Raw genomic sequence first — 21,827 nt, forward strand, 5'->3', positions numbered from 1 at the left:
GCGGCGGTGTAGACCTTCTCGGTCTCGCGGGCGACGGCGGTCCACACGAACTCGCGCGAGATGCGCTGGTGGGCGGCCCGGACCAGGCGCTGTGACAGGCCGGGCTCGTCGAGGATGCGCATGGCCGCCGCCGCGAGGTCGCCGGGGTCGCGGGGCGGCACCAGCAGGCCGGTGACGTCGTGCTCGATGACTTCGCGCAGGCCGCCGCTGTCGCCGGCGATGACGGGGGTGCCTGCGGCGCACGCCTCCAGCGCGACGATGCCGAACGGCTCGTAGGAGCTGGGTACCAGGGCGATGTCGGCGGTGCCGAACAGCGACGCGAGCTCGGACTGGTCGAGGCGGCCGGCGAACTGCACGACGTGGTCGATCTGCAGGCGCTGGGCCAACCGTCGCAGGTTGACCTCCTGGCTGCCGGCGCCGGCGAGGACCAGGCGGGCGTCGTGGTGGCGCTGCCGTACCAGCGCGAGCGCCTCGATGCAGACGTCGACGCCCTTCTCCCACTCCAGGCGCCCGCCGAAGACAAGGAGGGGCGTCTTGGGCGGGATGCCGAACCGCTCGCGGGTGGCCCGGCGGGCCTCGGCGGTGGTGCGCCAGGCCGGCTGGTCGACAGCGTTGAGGATGACCGTGAGGTCCTCCGGCGGCACGTCGAAGGCGGCGGCGGCCTCGACCCGCATAGCCTCGGAGCAGACGATGGTGCGGGTCGCCTCGGCGACCAGCCAGGCCTCGATGTCGTGGCGGGCGCGCGACAGCGGCGTCGACAGCCAGCCGTCCCACAGGCCGGCCTCGGTGGCGTGCACGGTGGCCACCAGCGGTGCGTCGATGGCTCTGGCGACGTTGATGCCGGCGTGCGCGTCGACCCAGTCGTGCGCGTGCACGACGTCGGGCGCCCATGCGCGGGTGAGCCGGTGCGCGGCACGCATCATGCTGGTGTTGAGCGACAGCACCCACGGCACGAGGTCCTCACCCCGTTCGCCGGCGGGCGGATCGGGCTGTGCGCGCAGCACCGTGACGCCCTTGTCGTCGTGCTCCTCGGGCATGTCGGGATGCGACTGGGTGACGACGGCGACGTCGTGGCCATCGGCCACCAGACCCTCGGTCAGACGGTGGACGTGACGCCCCAAACCGCCGTAGATCACTGGCGGGTACTCCCACGACACCACAAGTATCCGCATCGCGTGATGATCTCACAGGAGCCCCCTTGATCGGGACCGCGTGAAGAACCGGGAACGGGGTACGTCCCGCGGTTCGGCGCTGTGACGTGTCGCACTCCCGGGCCCCCTTGGCGAGGCCGGTTACCAGTGGGTAACATCAGCGGCAACGAGGGGCGGCACCCTGGTGTCGGCTAGCCTCGCGACGGGTGCCACGCTGTCACCGTCGATCCGTGCCCCGCAGGAGGAGGTCGTGACCCGACCATGAAGATCGTCGTTCTGGTGAAGCACGTCCCGGATGCTACCGCGGACCGGACGTTCGACCCGTCGGACAACACCACTGACCGGACCGGTGTGGACGGACTGCTGTCGGAGTTGGACGAGTACGCCGTGGAGGAAGCTCTCAAAATTGTCGACGCGGGCCATGATTCCGGTGGCGTGGAGGTGATCGCCATGACGATGGGCCCGGACGGTGCCTCGGACGCGGTGAAGAAAGCGTTGCAGATGGGGGCCGATTCCGGCGTCCACGTCCTCGACGATGCACTGCACGGCTCGGACGCGCTGGCCACGGCGCGGGTGCTGGCGGCCGCGGTGGGCACGGTCGGCGAGGTCGACCTGGTGCTGACCGGGATGGCCTCCACCGACGGCAGCATGAGTGTGGTGCCGGCGATGCTGGCGGAGTACCTCGACCTGCCCCACGTCGGCTTCGTCGGCGAGCTGACGGTGTCGGAGTCGTCGGTGACCTGCCGGCGCGACGGTGACGTCGCGAGCCAGACCGTGGAGGCGGCGCTGCCGGCCATCGTGTCGGTGACCGACCAGATCAACGAGCCGCGGTACCCGTCGTTCAAGGGGATCATGGCGGCGAAGAAGAAGCCTGTCCAAACGTGGTCGCTGGCCGACCTCGGTGTCGACGCCGGCGCCGTCGGGCTCGATGCCGCCCTGTCGGTGGTGCGTGAGGTGGTCAAGCGCCCCGAGCGCAGCCAGGGTGAGGTCGTCACCGACGAAGGTGACGGCGGCGTGCGGCTCGCCGAGTTCCTGGCCGCGCGGAAGTTCGTCTGAAGGGGCGTTGACCATGGGTGAGATTCTCGTTCTCGTCGACCATGTCGACGGTGTGGTGCGCAAGACGACCACCGAACTGCTGACCATCGCGCGGCGGGCCGGCGACCCGGTCGCGGTGTTCCTCGGGTCCGGTTACGACGACGCCGCCCGTCAGGTGCTGGCGTCCTACGGCGCGACGAAGGTGTACGTGGCCGACGCGCCGGAGCTGGAGGAGTTCCTGGTGGCGCCGAAGGCCGAGGCGCTGGCCCAGGCCGCGACGGCCTGCGGTGCGGTCGCCGTCCTGGTCACGGCCAGCGCTGAGGGCAAGGAGATCGCGGCCCGGCTGGCGGTCAAGCTCGGCTCCGGGGTGATCACCGACGCCACTGATGTGGCAGCCGACCTGACCACCACCCAGTCGGTGTTCGCCGGCGGGTACACGGTCGCCGCGCAGGTGCCCTCGGGCGTCGCGGTCATCGCGGTCAAGCCCAACGCCGCCACGCCCGAGCCGTCGCCGTCGTCGCCGGCGGAGGAGAAGCTGGCGGTCACCATCTCCGACTCCGCGCGCCGTGCGCGCATCGTCGCGCGGGCCCCGCGCGCGGCCACCGGCCGGCCGGAGCTCACCGAGGCCGCCATCGTGGTGTCCGGCGGGCGCGGCACCGGCGGCGACTTCGGCCCAGTCGAGGAGCTGGCCGATGCCCTGGGCGGTGCCGTGGGCGCGTCCCGGGCGGCCGTCGACTCCGGCTGGTACCCCCACGCCTACCAGGTCGGGCAGACCGGTAAGACGGTGTCGCCGCAGCTCTACCTGGCCGCGGGCATCTCCGGGGCCATCCAGCACCGCGCCGGCATGCAAACCTCCAAGACCATCGTCGCGGTCAACAAGGACCCGGAGGCGCCCATCTTCGCCATGGCCGACTTCGGCGTCGTCGGCGACCTGCACACCATCCTGCCGCAGGTCACCGCCGAGGTGCGCAAGCGCAAAGCCTGAGCCCGCACCGTCCTTCCCGTTGATCTTGGAGTTGCTCGGCTATTGCCGGCCGGAATATCCGGTTGATTCCCGAACAGCTCCAAGATCAACGCGGATGGGGTGGGTCGTGTGGGTTCGACGTAGACTGGTGCGGTCATGTCCGAGCGCCGGGTCTACCTCGACCACGCGGCGACGACCCCCGTCCTTCCAAAAGTGATCGACGTCGTCGCCGCGACCATGGCAACCCTCGGCAACCCGTCGTCGCTGCACGCGTCCGGGCGGCGGGCCCGCAAGCTGGTCGAGGAGGCGCGCGAGTCCGTCGCCGCCAGCCTCGGTGCCCGGCCCAGCGAGGTCGTCTTCACCTCCGGCGGCACCGAGGCCGACAACCTCGCGGTCAAGGGCATCTACTGGGCCCGTCGCGCCGCCGACCCGCGCCGCACCCGCATCCTCGCCTCCGCCGTCGAGCACCACGCGGTCATGGACCCCGTCCACTGGCTCGCCGCCGAGCAGGGCGCCAAGGTCGAGTGGCTCCCCGTCGACCACAGCGGCCGCCTCGACACCGCGGCACTGCGCCGCGTCCTCGACCACGACCCGGATTCCGTCGCGCTCGTCACCGTCATGTGGGCCAACAACGAGGTCGGCACGGTGCAGCCCGTCGGTGAGGTCGTCGGCATCGCGCGCCAGCACGGCATCCCGGTGCACTCCGACGCCGTGCAGGCGGTCGGGCAGGTGCCGGTCCACTTCGGCGACTCCGGCCTGGACGCGATGACGGTGTCCGGCCACAAGGCCGGCGGGCCGGTCGGCGTCGGTGCGCTGCTGGCCAGGCGCGAGCTCGACCTCGTCCCGGTGACGCACGGCGGCGGCCAGGAGCGCGACGTACGGTCCGGCACGCTCGACGCGCCCGCGGTCGCCGGGCTTGCCGCGGCACTGCGCGCTGCCGTCGCCGACGTGTCCGGCCACGCCGCCGCACTGGCCGGGCTGCGCGACCGCCTTGTCGACGGCGTCACCCGTGAGGTCCCGGACGCCATCCGCAACGGCGACCCCGCGCACGTCCTGCCTGGCCACGCCCACTTCTCCTTCCTCGGGTGCGAGGGCGACTCCCTGCTGCTCCTGCTCGACGCGGCCGGCATCGACTGCTCGACCGGCAGCGCGTGCACCGCCGGCGTCCCGGAGCCCTCGCACGTCCTGCTCGCGATGGGTGCGGACCCGGCGCTGGCTCGCGGCTCGCTGCGGTTCACCCTCGGCGGCACCACCACGGCCGACGACGTCGACGTGCTCGTGCGGGCCATCGGCCCGGTGGTGGAGCGGGCCCGCGCCGCCGGCGTCGTCAACGTCTCCAATGGGGGGAAGTAGAACCATGCGTGTGCTCGCGGCGATGTCCGGGGGAGTGGACTCCGCGGTGGCGGCCGCTCGCCTGGTCGAGGCCGGCCACGACGTCACCGGGGTGCACCTGGCGCTGTCGTCGAACCCGCAGTCGTTCCGCAGCGGCGCCCGCGGCTGCTGCACCATCGAGGACTCCCGCGACGCCCGCCGCGCCGCCGACGTGCTCGGCATCCCGTTCTACGTCTGGGACCTCGCGGAGCGGTTCCGCGCCGACGTCGTCGAGGACTTCGTCGCCGAGTACGCCGCCGGCCGCACGCCGAACCCGTGCCTGCGCTGCAACGAGAAGATCAAGTTCGCCGCGGTGCTCGACCGAGCGCTGGCGCTGGGCTTCGACGCGGTCGGCACCGGCCACTACGCGCGCGTCGTCGACGGGCCGGGCGGCCGCGAGCTCCACCGTGCAATCGACCCCGCCAAGGACCAGTCCTACGTGCTCGGCGTGCTCACCGAGCGGCAGCTCGCGCACGCGATCTTCCCGCTCGGCGACACCGTCAAGACCGGGGTCCGCGACGAGGCGGCGCGCCGCGGCCTCGCCGTCGCGCGCAAGCCCGACAGTCACGACATCTGCTTCATCGCCGACGGCGACACCGCCGGCTTCCTGCGCGGCCAGCTCGGCGACGCCCCGGGCGAGGTCGTGGACGTCGACGGCGCCGTCGTCGGGTCGCACGAGGGCACCTACGGCTACACCATCGGGCAGCGCAAGGGGCTGCGCATCGGGCACCCGGCGCCGGACGGCAAGCCGCGCTACGTCCTCGACATATCCCCGGTCGACCGCCGCGTCACCGTCGGACCGCGGGAGGCGCTCGCCGTCGGCGCGCTGACCGGGGTGTCGCCGCGCTGGTGCGGCCCGGCCCCGGCCGGCGAGCTGCGCTGCGAGGCGCAGTTCCGGGCGCATGGAGAGCCGGTCGCCGCGACGGTGACGGTGTCCGGCGACAGCAGCGCCCTAAAGGTGAGGTTCAACCGGCCTCAGGAGGGCGTCGCGCCTGGTCAGGCCGTCGTGCTCTACGACGACACCCGGGTCGTCGGCTCGGCCACCATCGACGCCACGCGGCCGGCGGTTGCCAGCCCGGCCGGAGATCGGCTCGTCGGTCAGCGCGTGACGTAGGTGACGACGGTTGCCACCACGTCCGGATCACGCAGGATCCGCTGGTGGCCGAGGCCCTCGGTGGTGGCGAGCTCCGCCTCGGGCCAGGTGGCCGCGAGCTGCGCGCCGTCGTCGTACGGGACCTCCTTGTCGGCACGATCGTGGACGACGAGGGTGGGCGGCAGCTCGGTGCGCCGGCCCAGCCCGAGGATGTCGAAGTCGGCGACCGGCCGCCGAGCCAGCCGCCGCAGCCCGGTCATCATCACCGAGCGGGTGCGCTCGCCGAAGCCCAGCGTCCGGCTCAGCCCTGCGATCGCGCCGGTCAGGTCGGTGCTGGGGGCGATCATGGCGATCCGCCTGACCGGCACCCCGTCCAGGACGGCGACCGCCGCCGCGGCACTGCCGAAGGAATGGGCGATGACGGCGTCGGGCTTGCCGTGCTTGCCCACCGCGGCGGTGAGTGCCTCGACGAACTCGGCGCCCGTGGCGCGCTTCGGCCCGAGCAGGCCGGGTCCGGAGTCGCCGTGGCTGGGTGCGTCGACGGCGATGACCCGCCGGCCCGCGGCGGTGAGCGGCGCGACGAACGCGCCGAGCTGGCCGCGCCAGCCGCCCCATCCGTGCATGAGGTACACCGGCGGGCCGAAGCCCCAGGTCTCGACCGCGATCCGGCGGCCGTCGTCCAGCGTCACCGTCGACCGCTCGCCCGGCTCCGGCCGCTCGTCCCGTCGCCGGCCGGCGCCCTGGGGGAGCGTGCACCAGATCCGTGCCGCCCAGCGTGCGCCGACGCGAGGCGCGACCCGGTCCAGCGCCCGGAACGACGTGCGGACGAGCGTGCGGCGGGCGGCCTGCTTCCGGCTGAGCTTACTAGCACGAACGGTCGTGCGATTCTGCGGCGAGGTCGTGGCCATGGTGGTGTCCTCCGTGATGGCTGGCCTGGGTGTACTCAGGGGTGCGCCGGAATGGCGCTGATGCGGTCGGGGGCAGCTGGGGTGTCGTCGTCGGCTCGGGCGGCGTCGATGAGCGCCTCGAACGCCCGCCTCGCGCGGGTCTCGGCCAACTCGTCCTCGAGCAGCCGGTGCGCGTGGTAGTACGCGAGCATGACGCCGTCGAGGTCCGCAGCGAACTGGACCGGATCCGCGTCGGCGCGGAAGTGCCCCTCCGCGATGCCGGTGCCGAACATCCGGGCGATGGAGTCGTAGAGGTCGCGGTGGTCGCGAACCAACTGGTCGCGGACGGGACCGTCCTGCTCGTCCAGCTCCGTCGCTGCCTTGACGAACAGACAGCCTCCAGGCTGGCGGGTCTTGCCGCAGACGACCCACCGCTCGAACAGCTCACGCACCCGCGGCTCACCGCGCGGCGCGGCGACGGCCGGGCGGATGACGCTGTCGATGAAGTCGGCCCGCGCCTGCCGCAGCACCTCCACCTGCAGCAACTCCTTGGACCGGAAGTGGGCGAACAGTCCGCTCTTGGACATGCCGGTGGCCGCGGCCAGATGGCCGATGGTCAGCCCACCCAGGCCGAGCCGGTAGGCCGCCTCCACCCCGTGGCGGAGGATGGCCTGCCTCGTCTCGGCCCCCTTGGTCATGCCGGCAAAAATAGCACGACCGTTCGTGCGACCGCAAGGATGGCCGGGTCCGTGTCGAAGCACGCTCGCGTTGCAGGTTCCGATCTGGTGGTCCTAATGTGCTCCGGCATGGTTGAGATGATCTGAGGTGGGGAACGCACTTCGGTGGCAGAGATCCATATGTACGCCGACGAGACCGGCAATCTGGACTACGACTCGACGAGCGGCAAGCAGGGCGCATCAAGGTACTTCGGCTTCGGAACCGCTGTCTTCGACCGCGCGCACGGTGAAGAACTTCGGGAGGGCTGGCTCTGCGGACACGGCTGGAGAGTCGTGGGGTAAACCTCCCGCGGGGCTTTCATGCGAAGAATGACACCCCGGCGACCAAGACGGAGATGTTCGATCTCATCAAGACGCAGCAGCCACGTTTCGACTTGACGTTCCTGTTGAAGGAGCACGCCTACCCAGCAGTGCGTGCTCGAGGCGAGATGGAGTTGTACAGGATGGCCTGGTACCTCCACTTCAAGGAGATCGCCAAGCAGGTTGCAGAAGCGGAGGACACGCTCTACGCGATCGTGAGCTCCTTCGGCACGCGCGCACGAGCAACAGCAGCGCGCGATGCGGTGCGCGAGGTCTGCGGTCTAGTCAACCGCCGGATCGTGCTCTGCGTGTGGGACTGTGCGACGTCGTGGGGACTGCAGGTGGCTGACTACGGACTCTGGGCTGCGCAGCGTGTGCTCGAAGGCAAACGATGCAGCTGGTGGGACCCAAGCGTGAGGCCAACTGTGCAGTCGTTCTTCCTGCCGTGGGGCAAGGCAGAGTAAGAGACCGGCTATCCCTCCTGGGGAAGAGGCCCCCTGGGCCTCTTTTCACCGGTCTCCGATACAACGAGCGTAGCGACCTATGGGGGCAGCGTCCAGCAAGTGCACCAGCGCCGCGGCGCTCACGTGGGATCTGCGGGTTGTCCCGGTCTGCTGCTGGATGGAGCGCGATCGACCCTTCTCGTCCAGGTGCAGCGGCCGTGAGCAGCAGCGCCGCCGGCGAGCGAGGGGCGGGCGACGGTGTGGGGTGACGAGGTCAGAACACGCTTACGCCGAGGGCGGAGCCGACGCCGTAGGTGACGGCCATGGTGAGCAGCCCGACGACGACGGCGCGGGCGGCGGCGCGGGTGCGGTGGGCGCCGCCGAGCCGGGCGCCGACGTAACCGGTCAGGGCCAGCGCTACCACGACGGTGACCATGGTGACAGGCACCCGCGCCGTGGGCGGCGGCAGGACGATGGCCAGCAGCGGCAGTGCGGCACCGAGCGCGAACGACACGAACGACGACACGGCGGCCTGCCATGGGTTGGTCTGTTCGTCCGCGTCGATGCCGAGCTCGACCTCGGCGTGCGCGGCCAGCGCGTCCTCGCGGGTCAGCTGGTCGGCGACCTGGGCGGCCAGGTCGGGCGACAGGCCCTTCTCCACGTAGAAGTGGGTGAGCTCGGCGAGCTCCTGGGACGGCAGGTGCTCCAGCTCCCAGCGCTCCTTGGCCAGCGCCGCCTGCTCGGTGTCGCGCTGGGCGCTGACCGACGTGTACTCGCCGCCGGCCATGGAGAACGCGCCCGCGACCATGCCGGCCAGGCCGGTGACGAGCAGCCAGTTGCGGTCGGTCGTGGCGCCGGCGACGCCGACCACGAGGCCGGCGGTGGAGATGATGCCGTCGTTGGCGCCGAGGATGCCCGCGCGCAGCCAGTTGAGCTTGTTGGCCAGCCGCTGGTCGTGCTGCTCACCGGCGTGCGGGGTGTCGGTCTCCGGCGCGTCGCTCATGACGGCAGCGTAGTGTGCGCCGCCGACAAGAGTTGCCCGTCGGCCAGCCGTGCCTTCACCGCGACGTCGCCAGGCGGCAACCTGGTGGAGCAACGGTCGTCCAGCAGCGCCGGCGCACCAGCCGGCCACGTCCTGAGCCGAGGAGATTCCCATGCCCCTGGTGACACCGATCCGGAGTCGAGGCGCCCGGCGTGCCGCCGTCGCCGTCTCCGCCGTCGCCTTGGCCGCCGGTCCGGCCTGGCTGGCGGCCGGGCCGTCCGCGCCCGGTACGAAATCCGAGATCGCGGCCGTCTCCGACGACGGCGACACGGCGAGCCCGGTGCTGGAGGCGGTGGAGAACCTCGACCGGTCCGCCGCGTGGGCCGTCGTCGACCAGCTGCCGCTGGCGTTTGAGACCTACCACCCGCAGGGCCTGGCCCGCGTCGGCGACAAGCTGTACCTTTCCAGCGTCGAGGTCATCGAGCCGCCGGTGCGCTATCCCGAGCCCATCGACGGCTACGATCGCAGCCCCGGCCGCGGTGTGGGGCACCTGTTCGAGCTCGACCTGACCGGGCGGCTGCTGCGCCACATCACGCTCGGCGAGGGCACCATGTACCACCCGGGCGGCATCGACTTCGACGGCCGCGACCTGTGGGTCCCGGTCGCGGAGTACCGGCCGGACTCGCAGTCCCTCGTCTACAAGATCGACCCCCGCACGCTGACCGCACGCAAGGCGTTCCATGTCGACGACCACGTCGGCGGCGTCGTGCGCGACACCGACTCCGGTCTCGTGCACGGCGTGTCCTGGGGCTCGCGCACGTTCTACACCTGGACCGCCCGCGGCGTGCTTCGTGACGGTGTCGCCAACGAGAGCCACTACGTCGACTACCAGGACTGTGCCGCCGTCGGCACCGGCAGCGCCGTCTGCACCGGGCTGGTGGAGTACCGCAATCCCGACGGAGCCCGCTTCGACCTCGGCGGCATCGCCGTGGTCGACCTCGACGAAGGCACCGTCGGCCACGAGGTCCCGGTGACGCCGGTGTCGCCGAACCAGCACGTGGTCACCCGCAACCCCGTCCACCTCGAGGTCGACGGCGACGTCCTGCGCATGTGGGCCGCGCCCGACGACGGTGAGGAGCCCGGCGGGACGACGCTCATCGTGCTCGAGACCGCGGCGAGCTGAGCGTAGTCGATCCCCTAGAGTCGGCGGCGTGGCATTTCCTTGGGCACCGGCGACGGCGACGGGTGTCGGCTCACTGCCGTACGAGGACCGCGACGAGGCCGCCCGCGTGGTCGTCGGCGAGCTGCCGGACCTTCCGCACCTGCCGGAGCTGCCGGCCCGCGGCGCCGGCGCCGACCTCGTCGGCCGGGCCGCGACGCTGCTGGTCGACCTGCACGTCGACCTGCAGCCGTCCGGCTGGCGGCTGGTCGACCGGCCCGGCGGTGACGAGCGCCGGGCCCGGTCCGTGCTCGGCGCCGACCTCGACGCCCTCGAGGTCGCCGCGTACGGATACGAGGGACCGCTGAAGGTGCAGGTGACGGGGCCGCTGACGCTGGCGGCCACGGTGCAGCTGAACCGCGGCGACCGCGCCGTCGCCGACCACGGTGCCCGCCGCGACTTGGCGTCGTCGCTGGCCGAAGGGGTGCGCGCGCACGTCGCGGACGTGGCGAGGCGGGTGCCGGGCGCCACCGTCGTCCTCCAGCTCGACGAGCCGGGGCTGCCGGCCGTGCTGGCCGGATCGATCCCGACCATCAGCGGCATCGGCCGGCTGCGCTCGGTGGATGCCAGCGAGACCGAGGGGTTGCTGGCGACGGTGATCGCCGCGGCCGAGGTGCCCGTCGTCGTGCACAGCTGTGCCGCCGACGTCCCCGTGGAGCTGCTGCGCCGCGCCGGCGCCGTCGCCGCCTCCCTCGACGTGTCTCAGCTGGAGGGTGCCGTCCTCGACGAGCTCGCCGCGGCCGTGGACGCCGGGCTGGCGCTGTGGCCCGGGGTGGTTCCGGCACTGCGCCCGTCCACGCCGCCGTCGGACCGCGAGCTCGCCCAACGCATCGTCGGCCTGTGGCGGCGTCTGGACCAGGACCCGTCCGCCATGGCGCCGCGCACCGTCGTCACGCCGTCCTGCGGCCTCGCCGGCACCGACCCGGACTGGGCTCGGCGCGCGTACGCCCTGGCCCGCGCCACCGCGCACGCCTTCGCCGACGTCACCGCCGAGTCCGGCTGAAGCACTGGCATGACGCAGTGAGCGACGGAGAAGACGTCACGGTCGCTGGACCGCATGTGTGTGTGCCATCCGTGGCACACTGAAGGTGTGAACGGCTTCGATCGAATCACCATCGAGCCAGGCAAGATGGGTGGCCAGCCCTGCATCCGCGGGCATCGCCTCACCGTCGAGCACCTGCTTCGGCTGATTGGCGCGGGCTGGTCGCTGGAGCAGGTCCAAGAGGAATTCCCGTTCATCGAGGCGGCCGACCTCCAGCAAGCCATCGCCTACGCCTCGTTCTCCGTGCGTGAGTTCCACTTGCCGGTGAAACAGTCTGCATGAAGTTCCTGCTGGACGAGAACATCTCGCATCGGCTCTGCCCCTCCTTGAAAGCCGCGGGCCATGACGCCGTTCACGTCAGCGAGATCGGGCTGGCCAGCACGGACGACAGCGTCATCGTCGCTCGTGCATTGGCAGATGGCAGTGTCGTCGTGTCATGTGATCATGACTTCGTCCAGTTGCTTTATGCGTCCGGGGCAAGCATGCCGTCACTTCTGTTGACGCGCGAGGTGGACACCTTGACCTCGACGGAGCTCGCCGAGCTCATCTGTCCGCGTTGTCGCGCGAGCTCACGGAATTCCTGGATGCCGGGGCCGATCGCGACGCTCACTCCGGACCGCGTTCGAGTTCGTCCACTTCCGCTCAGACCGATCACGAGCGGAACGACACGGTGACACCACCACGGCAACGCGGGACAGGGATCCGGCACATCGTCGGTGGTGGGCAGTACCGTCTGTGCTGTGACCGAGCAAGCCGACATCAACGACGTCCCGGCGGACATCCGCGAGCGCCACGCCACGCTCTCGCAGGAGATCGAGGAGCACCGCCAGCGGTACTACTTCGCCTCGCCCACCATCAGCGACGCCCAGTTCGACGAGCTGATGCACGAGCTGGAGGGCATCGAAGAGCAGTACACGTCGCTGCGCACACCGGAGTCGCCCACCCAGCAGGTCGGCGCGCCGGTGGCGGAGCCGGGCGCGGGGGCCGAGGCGTCCTGGCCGCCGGTCGAGCACCTCGAGCGCATGCTCAGCCTCGACAACGCGTTCACCGCTGACGACATCGCCGAGTGGGCCAACCGGGTCGAGCGTGAGGTCGGCACCGGGGCGCGGTACCTGTGCGAGCCGAAGGTCGACGGCCTGGCGGTCGACATCGTCTACCGCGACGGCAAGCTGGCCACGCTCGCCACCCGCGGCGACGGCCGCACCGGCGAGGACATCACGTACAACGCCCAGTACGTCGACGCCATCCCGGACCGGCTCACCGGCACCGACGAGTACCCCGTGCCGGCGGTCGTGGAGATCCGCGGCGAGGCCGTCTTCCCGACCGAGGAGTTCGAGGCCATCAACGCCGAGCGCGGCGACCTCGGGCTGCCGCTGTTCGCCAACGCCCGCAACTCCGGCGCCGGTGTGCTGCGTCAGCGCATGGACCGCCGCAAGGACAAGCTCGACGCGGCGAAGTCCAAGGCCGACGCCGCCGGCAACGAAGGCCGCGCCCAGGCCACCTACGAGCGGGTCCTGGAGGAGTACGAGCGGGCCCGGCGCAACCTCAACCGTCTCACCTTGGTCTGCCACGGCATCGGCCGCCGCGACGGGTTCGACATCCGGTTGCAGTCGCAGGGCTACGAGGCGCTCAAGGCCTGGGGCCTGCCGGTCAGCGACCGCCCGACGGTGGTGCCCGACCTCGACGCCGTCCGCACCTACATCGACCACTACGGCGAGCACCGGCACGACATCGGGTTCGAGATCGACGGCGTCGTGGTCAAGGTCGACCAGGTCGACCTCCAGCGCCAGCTCGGCTCCACCTCCCGCGCGCCCCGCTGGGCCATCGCGTTCAAGTACCCGCCCGAAGAGGTCACCACCAAGCTCATCGACATCCGGGTCAACGTCGGGCGCACCGGCCGGGTCACTCCGTACGGCGTGATGGAGCCGGTGAAGGTGGCCGGCTCGACGGTCGAGAACGCCACCCTGCACAACGCGTCCGAGGTCAAGCGCAAGGGTGTGCTCATCGGCGACACCGTCGTGCTGCGCAAGGCCGGCGACGTCATCCCCGAGATCCTCGGCCCGGTGCTCGAGCTGCGCGATGGCACCGAGCGCGAGTTCGTCATGCCCGCCGAGTGCCCGGCCTGCGGCACGCCGCTCGCCCCGGCCAAGGAGGGCGATGTCGACATCCGCTGCCCCAACACTCGCTCCTGCCCGTCGCAGCTGCGGGAGCGGCTGTTCTACCTGGCCGGGCGGAGCGGCTTCGACATCGAGGCGATGGGCTGGGAGGCCGGCATCGCACTGGTCGAGGCGGGCGTCGTCGTCGACGAGGGCGACGTGTTCTCGCTCGACGCCGAGCGGCTGAAGCGGGTCCCGCTGTTCACCAACGCCGAGGGCGAGCTCACCGTCAACGGCCGCCGGCTGCTCGACAACCTCGAGAAGGCCAAGCAGCAGCCCCTGTGGCGGGTCCTGGTGTCGCTGTCCATCCGCCACGTCGGTCCGACCGCGGCCCGGGCGCTGGCCGGTGCGCTGGGGTCCATGGACGCCATCGTCGAGGCCAGCGAGGAGCAGCTGGCCGACACCGACGGCGTCGGGCCCACCATCGCCGCGTCGGTGACGGAGTGGTTCGCCGTCGACTGGCACCAGGAGATCGTGCGCAAGTGGCGCGAGGCCGGCGTGCGCATGCGCGACGAGACGGATACATCGATGCCGCGCACGCTGGAGGGCTTGACCGTCGTGGTCACCGGGTCGCTGCAGGACTTCTCCCGCGACGACGCCAAGGAGGCGATCCTCGCCCGCGGCGGCAAAGCGTCGGGCTCGGTGTCCAAGAAGACGTCCTTCGTGGTGGTCGGTGAGAACGCCGGCTCCAAGCACGACAAGGCCCTCGAGCTCAAGGTGCCGGTGCTCGACGAGGCCGGCTTCAAGGTGTTGCTCGACTCCGGCCCTGGCGAGGCCGCGAAGGTCGCCCAGGTCCGGAGCGCGGAGCCGGCGGAGTGAACCCCCAGTCGACCGGCCGGTGGCCGGGGTACGGTCCCGCCACATCACCAGGCGTTCCCGCCGTCCACCAGGCCTGCAACCATGGTGAAGCGCACACGATCCTCGTGATGAGCGTGTGCTGACATGCGCGAAGGGTCCGGCATGATGCCGAACCCTTCGTGTCCAGAAGACTCGTCGCCGCCCGGTGGGCGGCTGGCGAGCTGCTTGCTGGAAACCGGAGACCGGAGGCGCCAGCGGACCGCCGCGGGCTTCAGGCCCGGGGCGAGAACCGACCGGCGATGGCCGCGTGCGCCTGGACTCGCAGCCTTGCGAGGTACCAGCCGGCGCGCAGCCGATTGAGGTATCTCCGACCGTGATCACGACTCATGAGGGTCCTCTTTCGCTACTTCGAGGTTCCGACGAGCCGTCTCACGACCACTCGGGAACCAGACGACGTGCCGGTGCCCCGAGTGGGACTCCAGTGTTGAGTTGTCCTTCCATGATCGTTCCGCTCGCGGAGGTGGTCAAGCGCTTCGTCCGTATGCGTGGTATAACCGGTTTGAGCTGCTGGTTCACCGGCCCGAAAAGGCGGTCGGGAGGGTCTGGCGCAGCGGCGCGCCTGGTGGATGTGCCGGTGGCGGCGACGACGGAGCTCATGGACCCGGCCGTCGCGGCGGCGCTGGTGTCGCCGGACTCCGAGGTGGCCTGAGCCGTCACCCGGCAGCGAGCCGGGGCGCGAGCTCTGCTCGTGAGCTGCAGCCGAGCTTGCGCAGAACGCTGGAGACGTGGCTCTCGACGGTGCGCGGCGACAGGAACAGGTCGGCGGCGATCTCACGGTTGGTGCGTCCCGCCGCGGCCAGGACGGCGACCTGCCGTTCGCGGGAGGAGAGGCCGTCGCCGAGCGCCCGGCGCCCGCCCCGCCACGGGTAGGGCACCGGGACGCCGTAGCGCCGCATGGTGCGGCTGACGCGGGCGATGTCGCGGGCGGCCCGCAGCTCGCCGTAGTCGCGCAGAGCCTGCTCCAGCAGCGCGGGGCCGTCGGCTCGGCCGTGGTCACACCGCCAGGCGCCGAGCCGTTCGCTGGCCTGGGCCGCCTCGTACCGCAGGCCCGCCTCGTCGAGGATGCCGCGGGCCGACGACAGCAACGTGTGCGCCCGTGGCTCGTCACCGGCGGCCCGGGCGATGATCGCCTCGCACCCGCGCAACGCCGCCCGCGCGCGCGGCGCGTCGACCTGCCCGAGGTGCGCGGCCAGCTCCCCGACGAGCGGGGCGGCCGCGGCGACGTCGCCGAGCCTGGCCCGCGCCTCGGTCAGGCACAGCACGGCATCGGCCGCCCACACCCAGATTCCCTTGTCGCGCGCGTGCCCGACGGCGGCCGCGGCCTGCTCCGCGGCGCCGGTCGCGTCGTCGAGCTCGAGCAGCAGCTGGGCCAGTGCGGTCCGGGCGGGCAGGAGGGGCAGGATGGCGCCGACCTGCTCGCTGGCGTCGGCGACCCCGCGCAACCGCTCCAACGCCTCCGTCGTGTTGCCGGCCGAGGCGAGCATGGTGCCGTGGAGCAACTGGCCGTCCAGCGACGCCGCGCCGTACGACGACGGCTCCAGCGCCAGGTCGCTGGCTCGCTCGGCCAGCCCGGACCAGCGGCCGGCCGCGTGGTCGACCCGCGCCGCCACCAGGTCGATGATCTCGGTGACTCGCAGGTACTCGGCACGATCCGCGACCTGCCGCCCCTCGGCCAGCAGGACCTCGGCGCGCCGGACGTGGCCGACGAGCAGCGCGCCCTGCGCCCAGTTGACGCAGGCGCGCGCGTGCTCGCGCGGGTTGGCGAGCAGCGCGTCGTCCTGGCGCATCTGGTCGACGAGCCGCCAGCCGGCCGGGTCGCCCTGCTCCAGCAGCAGTGATGCCCGGGCGATCCGGGCGGCGAGCTCGACGACGGGGGATGCGCTGCGGCGCGCGGCCCGCTCGGCCTCGTCGCAGCGCTCCGCGTGCTCGCCGACGGTGCGGCCGACCACGGTGGCCGGCGCCGCCAGCACCGCCAGCGCCCGGGCGAGCAGCGCGGGCTGCTCCTCGAGGTCGGCGACGGCGCGCTCGATCTCGCCGTACCCGTCGCGGGCGAGGCCCTGCTGGCGCAGCAGCCTCCCCAGCGCGAAGCGCAGCTCGCCACGGACCGACGGCGCCAGCCCGGTGGTCGCCAGCACGCGCTCGAGGACGGGTACCGCCTCGGACTGGGCCAGCCCGTCGACGGCGGCCCGGCCCAGCTTTGCGGCCAGCCGCAGCCGGACGTCGAGCGGTACGTGGGCCGGAGCCGTCGCTTGGAGCAGGAACCGCGCGGCGGCGGCGTCGTCGCCGTGCCGTGTGGCGTGGTCGGCCGCCAGCTCGGCGTAGCGCACGAAGTCGGGCGTGCTGCCGGCGCGGTGGTAGTGGTGGGCGAGGCGGGCCAGGGGACGGGGCCCACCGCGTCCCTCGATGGTCTCGGCGATCGAGCGGTGCAGCCAGCGCCGCGTCGGCGCCGGCACCGCCTCGTAGACGATCTGCCGGGCGAGGTCGTGACGGAAGCGGCACTCCCCGTCCTGGTCGTGCAGCAACCCGGCAGCCTGCGCGGCGCCCAGCGCGGCCGCGACCCGCGCGGCGGTGACCTGCTCGGTGCCGCGGCAGACCACCTCGGCGACCAGGGCGGCGTCGACGGTGTGTCCGGCGACGGCCGCCACGGCCAGGACCTCGCGCGCCACCGGGTCGAGCCCGGCCTGCCGCTCCAGGACGACGTCGCGCAGCGCGGTCGGCACGTCGAGGTCGTCCAGGACGTCCGCCCGGCGCGGGATGTCGGTCGACGGGAATCGCTCGAGCAGAGTCCGCAGAACCTCTTCGACGACGAACGGGATGCCGCCGGACTTGTCGAACAGGACCGCGGCGATCGGCTCCGGGACGTCGGCATCCAGGATCCGGCCGGCCAGCTCGCGCACCTCGTCGGCGGCGAGCGGCGTGAGGTGGACGGTCCGCGCCGGGCCGCCCGGGGCGCGGGCGAACGCCTCGCGGATCGGGAGCGGGCCGGACTCGCTGCGCGCCGTGAGCAGGACGGAGAGGTCCGGCGGCTGGTGGGCGGCCAGGAACGTCAGGTAGTCGAAGGTGCCGAGGTCAGCCCAGTGCGCGTCTTCGATGACCAGGACGGCCGGGCCCAGGTGCGCCAGCAGTTCGGTGGCGGCGCGGAAGACCCGGTGCCGCGCCGCGCGCTGGTCGGCCAGCGCCGGCGGGGCGGGCGGCAGCTGCTCGGCGATCTCGGGCAGCAGCGGCGCCAGCGCCCCCGCGACCGCGTTGAGCCCGGCCGGGTCGAACCGGCCGGCATGGTGCCGGATCGCGTCGAGCACCGGGCCGAGGGGGAACGGCTCGCGCAGGTTCTCACAGTGGCCGACGAGGACCTGCCGGCCGTCGATGGCGCCCTCGGCGCCGACGAGCTCACCCACCAGGCGGCTCTTGCCGATGCCCGCCTCACCGACGATCACGACCCGCGACGGCGGTGACGTGGCGGCCGCGCGGACGAGGGCGAGCTCGTGGTCGCGGCCCACCAGCACCGGCGACACGCAGCTCGGCGTCTCCGCTGGGGCCGGATCGTCGAGTATGGCGCCTTCTCCCATCCGCCGGCGGCGCCGTCAGGTACCGGTCCCGGGCTCCGATGCGGCAAAAGTCAGTGTAGGTCACGGATGTGCCGGTCGGATTCGCGTCGCTACGGTGCCAGCCATTCGCGGGGGCAGGCGCCAGATCGGGCGTCATCGCGCGCCGGACCAGGCGTGCGCGGCGCGACGAAAGGGAGACCCGATGCACCGACCGGCAGAATCGACGCGACGACGAAGGTCCGGACGGCTGGCGGCTGCCATGGTGGCCGCCACCAGCGTCACCGCGACCGGCGTCGCGGTCCTCGTGCCGAGCGGCAGCGCCGCCGCGCCTGACGATGAGACCACCAGCACGTACATCGTCCAGATGACCCTGGACCCGGTCGCGACCTACGACGGCGACGTCGACGACCTGGCCGCCACCCGCGTCGGGCCGGACGAGACGATCGACCCCGAGGCGCCCGAGGTGCTCGAGTACACCGATCACCTGCAGGAACAGCACCGTGACGCCTTGGCGGACGTCGACGGCGGCGAGCCGCTGTACGACTACGTGTACGCGTTCGACGGTTTCGCCGCCGAGCTCACCGAGGCCCAGGCCGCCGACCTGGCCGCCCGGCCGGACGTGGTCGCCGTCACCGAGGACGAGAAGGTCGAGGTCGACACGTCGTCCACACCGTCGTTCCTGGGGCTGGACGAGCCGGGCGGGCTGTGGGAGCAGTTGGGCGGCGCGGCGGGCTCGCTGCGTGAGCCCGGCGCCGGCGAGGACATCGTCATCGGCGTCATCGACTCCGGCATCTGGCCGGAGAGCCGCAGCTTCTCCGACCGTGACGAGCGTGGCCGGCGCACCTACGCGGGCCGGCCGTTCGGCTTCCGCGGCGACTGCGACGCCGCGGCTGCCGCCGTCGACGACTCGTGGAAGGCGAGCCTGTGCACGCCGAAGCTGATCGCGGCCCAGCATTTCAACGCCGGCTGGGGCGGCGATGAGGCCATCGCCGAGCAGCTGCCGTGGGAGTTCCTGTCGCCGCGCGACTACAACGGGCACGGCACCCACACCGCGTCGACGGCAGGCGGCAACCACGGAGTCGCCGCCACCGGCGCCGCTGCCGCCTTCGGCACGATCAGCGGGATCGCGCCGCGTGCCAGCATCGCCGCCTACAAGGCGCTCTGGTCGACCGAGGACGCATCGACGGCGCAGGGCTATCCCTCGGACCTGGTGGCCGCGGTGGACCAGGCGGTCGCCGACGGCGTCGACGTCATCAACTACTCGGTGTCGGGCACGACCGGCAACCTCCTCGACCCGGTCGAGATCGCGTTCATGAACGCCGCCGACGCCGGGATCTTCGTCGCCGCGTCCGCCGGCAACAGCGGACCGGCTGCCGGCACCGTCGCGCACCCCAGTCCGTGGATCACCACTGTCGCCGCCGGCACGCACGACCGGGATCCGGTTGGCTCGGCGACCCTGGGTGACGGCTCGCGGTACAGCGGAGCCTCGCTCGCGGCCACGGCGGCCGGCCCCGCACCACTGGTCGACTCCGCCACCGTCGGCCTTCCCGACGCCGACCCGACGCTCGTGGCCCAGTGCTATGCCGCGGTGGACAACGGCGGCGTTCCGGTGCTCGACCCGGCCTCGGTCGCCGGCAAGATCGTGCTGTGCGACCGAGGCGTCACCCCGCGCGTCAACAAGAGCCGGGCGGTGGCCGAGGCGGGGGGCATCGGCATGATCCTCGTCAACACCGACGAGAACTCGCTCAACGCCGACTTCCACTCGGTCCCGACCGTGCACCTCGCCGAGACCGACCGAGCGGCGCTCAAGGCCTACGCCGCCACCGAGGGCGCGACAGCGACCGTGAACGTCGCGACCGTCGGCGACGACGCGCCGGCGCCGTACACCGCGGCGTTCTCCTCCCGCGGCCCGACGCAGGCCGGCGGGGGCAACCTGCTCAAGCCCGATCTCATGGCGCCGGGCCAGGACATCCTGGCGGCGGTCGCACCGCCCGGGTTCAACGGCGCCGGCTTCGGCCTCGCCAGCGGCACGTCGATGTCCGCACCGCACGTGGCCGGGCTGGCTGCTCTGCTCGCCGACCAGCACCCGGACTGGTCGCCGATGATGATCAAGTCGGCCCTGATGACCACCGGCTCCGACGTCCTCGACGGGGACGCCACCGACCCGGCGGTGATCTTCAGCCAGGGCGCCGGGCACGTCCAGCCGACCGGCGCCGCCGATCCCGGGCTGGTCTACGACAACGACGTGAACGACTGGCTGGCCTTCCTGTGCGGCACCACCCAGGGCGTGGAGGAGGCCGCCTGCGACGCGCTGGTGGAGGACGGCCATTCACTCGACCCGAGCGACCTCAACACCCCCTCGATCGCGGTCGACCGGGTGTCCAGGAGTCAGACCGTCACCCGCGAAGTCACCAACGTCGGCGACACCGCGGCCACCTACACGGCGTCGACAACCGGCCTGGACGGCATCGACGTCACCGTCAGCCCGAGCACGCTCACCCTCGCGCCGGGTGAGACCGCGTCGTTCACCGTGACCTTCGAGTACGCCGGAGCGTCGGTCAACGCCACCCTCGGCGGGTACCTGACCTGGACCGACGGCAGTCACGACGTCCGCTCGCCGATCGTGCTGCGGGCCGGCGACGAGGACTGGGAGGCCAGGTACGACGGGCCGAGCAACTTCTTCGGATTCGCCGCCGACTCCGGCCAGGAAACGCTGCTCAGCCCGGACGGCGACCGGCTGTTCGTCGCGGGCAACAGCCAGCCGCCCATCCCCGGGACGCTGCGGCCGGACTACGTGACCGCCGCGTACGACCCGGTCACCGGCGAGCAGCTGTGGGCCGTCCGCTACGACGGGCCCGCCCAGGGCTCCGACGAGCTGGCCGCGATGGCGCTCAGCCCCGACGGCGCCACCGTCTACGTCACCGGCAGCAGCGCCGGCGTCGAGACCGGCTGGGACTTCACCACCATCGCCTATGACGCCGCCACCGGCGAGCAGCTGTGGCTGGCCCGCCACGACGGCCCGGGCAGCGAGACCGACTCCGCGGCCGACCTGGTCGTGAGCCCGGACGGGGCGACGGTCTACATCACCGGCAGCAGCAACATGGCACCTCAGGAGTCCGACTTCGCCGTCGTCGCCTACGACGCCGCCACCGGCGCCGAGCTATGGGTCAGCCACTACAACGATCCGGTCGACGGCACAGACGACCCCCGGGCCATGGCGATCGGCCCGGACGGATCGACGATCGTGGTCACCGGGCAGAGCCGCAGCGCCGACGGCGGGCTCACCGACATCGGCACCGTGGCCTTCGCCGCCGACACCGGTGAGCGGCTGTGGGAGGTCCTGCACGACGGATCGGCTCACGGCATCGACGTTCCCAACGCTGTGATGGTGACCGCGGACGGTGCGGCGATCGTCGCAGGCTCCACCCGCGACACAGAGACCAAGACGGACTGGGCCGTCCTCGCCTACTCCATGGAGAGCGGCGAACAGCTGTGGTCCACCGGCTACGACGGTGCTGGCGGCACCGACGTGCCGCGGGCCGGCGCACTCAGCCCGGACGGCTCGACCGTGGTGGTCACCGGCAACGCCCAGGGCACCGACGACGGCGACTACGCCACCGTCGCCTTCGACGTCGCGACGGGAGAGCGTCTCTGGGCGGCCGGTCACGGCGGCTCGGCCGGCGCCCTGGACATCGCGTCGGACCTCGCGTTCACCGCCGACGGCGGTCAGGTGGTCGTGACCGGGCAGAGCAACGAGACCGGCACCTCCAACGACTACGTCACCATCGCCTACGACGCCGGCACCGGTGAGGACGTCTGGACCGGCCGGTACGACGGATTCGTGTCGGGCGACTCCGGGCAGGCGGTGGCGGTCGACTCCACGCCAGAGGCGGGTCACCGGGTCTTCGTCACCGGCCATAGCTCCATCCCGTTGGGCTTGGCCACCAGCAATGCCGACATGACGACGGTGGCGTACTTCGCCCGATGGGAGTGATGCCGGCGCGGGTTCGTCCACAGGGTGGGGTCGGGGCGGCGAGTCGTCCA

At 72.2% G+C, this 21,827-nt stretch carries 17 protein-coding genes; 12 read left to right on the forward strand and 5 right to left on the reverse strand.

Going from position 1 to position 21,827, the window contains the following annotated elements; genetic code table 11:
- Window positions 1–1,172, reverse strand: a 1,172-nt coding sequence (locus tag E1269_RS22515) for a glycosyltransferase family 4 protein (protein ID WP_131898746.1), incomplete at its 3' end; no start/stop codon positions are given.
- A gap of 240 nt (window positions 1,173–1,412) precedes the next feature.
- Between E1269_RS22515 and E1269_RS22520 the strand changes: the two genes are divergently transcribed.
- The 4 genes from E1269_RS22520 (at window position 1,413) to mnmA (ending at window position 5,635) form a co-directional block, all read left to right on the forward strand.
- Entirely contained in the window at window positions 1,413–2,207 is a 795-nt protein-coding gene (locus E1269_RS22520) for an electron transfer flavoprotein subunit beta/FixA family protein (protein WP_131898748.1), read from the forward strand.
- 13 nt (window positions 2,208–2,220) lie between these two features.
- Complete coding sequence (locus E1269_RS22525; RefSeq protein WP_131898750.1) at window positions 2,221–3,171, forward strand: electron transfer flavoprotein subunit alpha/FixB family protein; 951 nt, start codon at window positions 2,221–2,223, stop codon at window positions 3,169–3,171.
- Between the two features lie 135 nt (window positions 3,172–3,306).
- Complete coding sequence (locus tag E1269_RS22530) at window positions 3,307–4,503, forward strand: cysteine desulfurase family protein (RefSeq protein ID WP_131898752.1); 1,197 nt, start codon at window positions 3,307–3,309, stop codon at window positions 4,501–4,503.
- A gap of 4 nt (window positions 4,504–4,507) precedes the next feature.
- Entirely contained in the window at window positions 4,508–5,635 is a 1,128-nt protein-coding gene (gene mnmA, locus E1269_RS22535; RefSeq protein ID WP_131898754.1) for a tRNA 2-thiouridine(34) synthase MnmA, read from the forward strand.
- On the opposite strand, the gene E1269_RS22540 is transcribed toward mnmA, so the two are convergent.
- Both E1269_RS22540 and E1269_RS22545 read right to left on the reverse strand, forming a co-directional pair.
- Complete coding sequence (locus E1269_RS22540; RefSeq protein ID WP_131898756.1) at window positions 5,620–6,522, reverse strand: alpha/beta fold hydrolase; 903 nt, start codon at window positions 6,520–6,522, stop codon at window positions 5,620–5,622. The two genes, mnmA and E1269_RS22540, sit on opposite strands and share 16 nt — an antisense overlap.
- Window positions 6,523–6,557: 35 nt before the next feature.
- Entirely contained in the window at window positions 6,558–7,199 is a 642-nt protein-coding gene (locus tag E1269_RS22545) for a TetR/AcrR family transcriptional regulator (RefSeq protein WP_131898758.1), read from the reverse strand.
- Between the two features lie 374 nt (window positions 7,200–7,573).
- Between E1269_RS22545 and E1269_RS22550 the strand changes: the two genes are divergently transcribed.
- Complete coding sequence (locus E1269_RS22550; protein ID WP_203433985.1) at window positions 7,574–8,002, forward strand: hypothetical protein; 429 nt, start codon at window positions 7,574–7,576, stop codon at window positions 8,000–8,002.
- A gap of 253 nt (window positions 8,003–8,255) precedes the next feature.
- Here the strand turns inward: E1269_RS22550 and E1269_RS22555 are convergent, their stop codons facing one another.
- The gene (locus E1269_RS22555; protein ID WP_131898760.1) at window positions 8,256–8,984 is read right to left on the reverse strand and encodes a VIT1/CCC1 transporter family protein; all 729 of its coding nucleotides are present in this window, start codon (window positions 8,982–8,984) and stop codon (window positions 8,256–8,258) included.
- 151 nt (window positions 8,985–9,135) lie between these two features.
- On the opposite strand from E1269_RS22555, the gene E1269_RS22560 reads away from it, so the two are divergent.
- The 6 genes from E1269_RS22560 (at window position 9,136) to E1269_RS32455 (ending at window position 14,887) form a co-directional block, all read left to right on the forward strand.
- Window positions 9,136–10,146: a DUF6454 family protein gene (locus E1269_RS22560; protein ID WP_131898762.1), complete on the forward strand. Its 1,011-nt coding sequence runs from the start codon at window positions 9,136–9,138 to the stop codon at window positions 10,144–10,146.
- A 28-nt stretch (window positions 10,147–10,174) separates the two neighbouring features.
- Window positions 10,175–11,185, forward strand: a complete 1,011-nt coding sequence (locus tag E1269_RS22565) for a uroporphyrinogen decarboxylase/cobalamine-independent methonine synthase family protein (RefSeq protein WP_131898764.1) — start codon at window positions 10,175–10,177, stop codon at window positions 11,183–11,185.
- 87 nt (window positions 11,186–11,272) lie between these two features.
- Window positions 11,273–11,506, forward strand: coding sequence for a DUF433 domain-containing protein (locus E1269_RS22570; protein WP_203433986.1), 234 nt, complete (start codon window positions 11,273–11,275; stop codon window positions 11,504–11,506).
- Entirely contained in the window at window positions 11,503–11,898 is a 396-nt protein-coding gene (locus E1269_RS22575; RefSeq protein ID WP_131898777.1) for a DUF5615 family PIN-like protein, read from the forward strand. Before E1269_RS22570 ends, E1269_RS22575 begins: the two co-directional genes overlap by 4 nt.
- A gap of 66 nt (window positions 11,899–11,964) precedes the next feature.
- Window positions 11,965–14,199 carry an NAD-dependent DNA ligase LigA gene (gene ligA, locus E1269_RS22580; protein ID WP_239000997.1) on the forward strand — a complete coding sequence of 745 codons (2,235 nt, stop codon included), beginning with the start codon at window positions 11,965–11,967 and terminating at the stop codon, window positions 14,197–14,199.
- Window positions 14,200–14,677: 478 nt separating this feature from the next.
- Complete coding sequence (locus tag E1269_RS32455) at window positions 14,678–14,887, forward strand: hypothetical protein (protein WP_162606571.1); 210 nt, start codon at window positions 14,678–14,680, stop codon at window positions 14,885–14,887.
- A 4-nt stretch (window positions 14,888–14,891) separates the two neighbouring features.
- On the opposite strand, the gene E1269_RS22585 is transcribed toward E1269_RS32455, so the two are convergent.
- The gene (locus E1269_RS22585) at window positions 14,892–17,750 is read right to left on the reverse strand and encodes an ATP-binding protein (protein ID WP_162606572.1); all 2,859 of its coding nucleotides are present in this window, start codon (window positions 17,748–17,750) and stop codon (window positions 14,892–14,894) included.
- 235 nt (window positions 17,751–17,985) lie between these two features.
- Here E1269_RS22585 and E1269_RS22590 point away from each other — a divergent pair, with 235 nt between their 5' ends.
- Window positions 17,986–21,777, forward strand: a complete 3,792-nt coding sequence (locus tag E1269_RS22590; protein ID WP_162606573.1) for a S8 family serine peptidase — start codon at window positions 17,986–17,988, stop codon at window positions 21,775–21,777.
- Window positions 21,778–21,827: the final 50 nt, after the last annotated feature.

It is taken from the genome of Jiangella asiatica (assembly GCF_004349065.1).
Lineage (GTDB): Bacteria > Actinomycetota > Actinomycetes > Jiangellales > Jiangellaceae > Jiangella > Jiangella asiatica.

Bases quoted from the DNA above. Each gene is read 5' to 3' on its own strand.
- E1269_RS22520 (WP_131898748.1), top strand. From the start codon at position 1,413: ATGAAGATCGTCGTTCTGGTGAAGCACGTCCCGGATGCTACCGCGGAC.
- E1269_RS22525 (WP_131898750.1), top strand. From the start codon at position 2,221: ATGGGTGAGATTCTCGTTCTCGTCGACCATGTCGACGGTGTGGTGCGC.
- E1269_RS22530 (WP_131898752.1), top strand. From the start codon at position 3,307: ATGTCCGAGCGCCGGGTCTACCTCGACCACGCGGCGACGACCCCCGTC.
- mnmA (WP_131898754.1), top strand. From the start codon at position 4,508: ATGCGTGTGCTCGCGGCGATGTCCGGGGGAGTGGACTCCGCGGTGGCG.
- E1269_RS22540 (WP_131898756.1), bottom strand. From the start codon at position 6,522: ATGGCCACGACCTCGCCGCAGAATCGCACGACCGTTCGTGCTAGTAAG.
- E1269_RS22545 (WP_131898758.1), bottom strand. From the start codon at position 7,199: ATGACCAAGGGGGCCGAGACGAGGCAGGCCATCCTCCGCCACGGGGTG.
- E1269_RS22550 (WP_203433985.1), top strand. From the start codon at position 7,574: ATGTTCGATCTCATCAAGACGCAGCAGCCACGTTTCGACTTGACGTTC.
- E1269_RS22555 (WP_131898760.1), bottom strand. From the start codon at position 8,984: ATGAGCGACGCGCCGGAGACCGACACCCCGCACGCCGGTGAGCAGCAC.
- E1269_RS22560 (WP_131898762.1), top strand. From the start codon at position 9,136: ATGCCCCTGGTGACACCGATCCGGAGTCGAGGCGCCCGGCGTGCCGCC.
- E1269_RS22575 (WP_131898777.1), top strand. From the start codon at position 11,503: ATGAAGTTCCTGCTGGACGAGAACATCTCGCATCGGCTCTGCCCCTCC.
- E1269_RS32455 (WP_162606571.1), top strand. From the start codon at position 14,678: ATGATCGTTCCGCTCGCGGAGGTGGTCAAGCGCTTCGTCCGTATGCGT.
- E1269_RS22590 (WP_162606573.1), top strand. From the start codon at position 17,986: ATGCACCGACCGGCAGAATCGACGCGACGACGAAGGTCCGGACGGCTG.